We start from the raw sequence: 1585 nt of genomic DNA, 5'->3' as shown, positions 1-1585 counted from the left end.
TGGCCGGGCTTGCTAGGACTCCCAGATCGGCGCGCGCTTTGCCATGAACGCGCCGATCCCTTCCTCCGCGTCCCGCGCGAGCATGTTCTCGACCATGACCGCCGAGGCGTGGTCGTACGCAGCCTTCAGCCCCATCTCGCGTTGCTCGTAGAAGGCGCGCTTGCCGATCTTGACCGTCGCGGATGATTTCGAGGCGATGATCGCGGCGAGGCGATGGGCCTCCGCCAGCGCGTCGCCCGCCGGCACCACGCGATTGAGCAGGCCCATCCGCAGCGCCTCTTCTGCCGGCACCATCTCGCCGAGGAGCAGCATCTCCATCGCGTGCTTGGCCGAGAGGTTGCGCGACAGCGCGACCATCGGCGTCGAGCAGAACAGCCCGATATGGACGCCCGGCGTGCAGAAGCGGGCCTCGTTGCCGGCGACCGCGAGATCGCAACTCGCGACGAGCTGGCAACCGGCGGCCGTTGCCGTGCCCTCGACCGCGGCGATGACGGGCTGGGGCAGGGCGGTGATCTGCTGCATCACGCCAGAGCAGCACCCGAGAATATCGGCGAAATAGGCGCGCCCACGGTCCGCATCGGCGCGGTGGGCGGTCATCTCCTTGAGGTCGTGCCCGGCGCTGAACACGGGCCCGGCGGCGGCGAGGATGACCGCGCGCACCGATCGGTCGGCGGCGATGGCCGTGAAGGCCTCGCTGAGCGCAGCCAGCATCGCTTCGCTCAGAGGGTTTCGGGCCTGGGGGCGGTTCAGGGTCAGCGTCGCGATGCCGTCGGCGTCCCGGCGCAGCAGGATGGCGGTGTCGGGCTGATGGTGCAGGTTCATGGCGATCCTTCCCGACGCTGTCGCGTTGCCGCATTTGCGCGCGTCACGTCCGCATTTTGGCCTATTGTCGGGGCCCGCGGGCCATGCTGCAAGGGGAGACCGCCCGCTTCAGCCTTCGGTTTTCCGCATGACCACCCGCATGACCGCCGCCGAGATCGAGCGCTATCTCGACGAGGCCTTCCCGCAGATCCATTATGGCGGGCGCACCTACTTCATCGAGGATGTCGGGCCGATGACGGCCCGGATGCGCTGCGACTACCATGAGCGCCACCTGCGGCCGGGCGGCACGATCTCCGGGCCGACGATGATGGCGCTGGCCGATCTCGCGCTTTATGTCGCAATCCTCGCGCAGATCGGCCCGATCGGTCTCGCGGTGACGACGAGCCTGAACTACAATTTCCTGCGCAAGCCGGGGCAGGCCGCCCTGATCGGCGAGGCGAAGCTTTTGAAGCTTGGCAAGCGCCTCGCCGTCGGCGAGGTCTGCCTCTACTCTCAGGGAGAGGCGGAGATGGTCTGCCACGCGACGGGGACCTATTCGATCCCCGCACGCTGACCTTCCGGCCGGGGGTGCCGGGGCGGACCCAGGCCCGCTCCGCTGCCCGCTATTTCTTGGCCGGAATCGGATCGAGGCCGGTCTTGCGGATGGTCGGTGCGGCATCCGCGCTGCCGAGACATGCGATCAGCGCCTTGGCGGCTTCCGGCTCCTTGGCACCGGCGGCGAGACCGGCGGAGAAGATCGTCACGCGCTGGACCTCTTCGGGCA

At 68.6% G+C, this 1585-nt stretch carries 3 protein-coding genes; 1 reads left to right on the top strand and 2 read right to left on the bottom strand.

Features of this window, described 5'->3' with window-relative positions:
- Positions 1 to 12 precede the first annotated feature (12 nt).
- On the bottom strand, positions 13 to 822 hold the full coding sequence (locus tag ACIPIA_RS15920; protein WP_400510946.1) for an enoyl-CoA hydratase: 810 nt from the start codon (positions 820 to 822) through the stop codon (positions 13 to 15).
- Between the two features lie 127 nt (positions 823 to 949).
- Here ACIPIA_RS15920 and ACIPIA_RS15915 point away from each other — a divergent pair, with 127 nt between their 5' ends.
- Entirely contained in the window at positions 950 to 1375 is a 426-nt protein-coding gene (locus tag ACIPIA_RS15915) for a PaaI family thioesterase (protein ID WP_400510945.1), read from the top strand.
- A gap of 49 nt (positions 1376 to 1424) precedes the next feature.
- Here the strand turns inward: ACIPIA_RS15915 and ACIPIA_RS15910 are convergent.
- Positions 1425 to 1585, bottom strand: a 161-nt coding sequence (locus ACIPIA_RS15910; protein WP_400510947.1) for a substrate-binding domain-containing protein, incomplete at its 5' end; no start/stop codon positions are given.

It is taken from the genome of Allobosea sp. CER48 (genome assembly GCF_044752385.1).
GTDB lineage: Bacteria > Pseudomonadota > Alphaproteobacteria > Rhizobiales > Beijerinckiaceae > Allobosea.
Note: the sequence above shows the minus strand (reverse complement) of the source record. Positions and strands in the feature narration are given on the sequence as shown.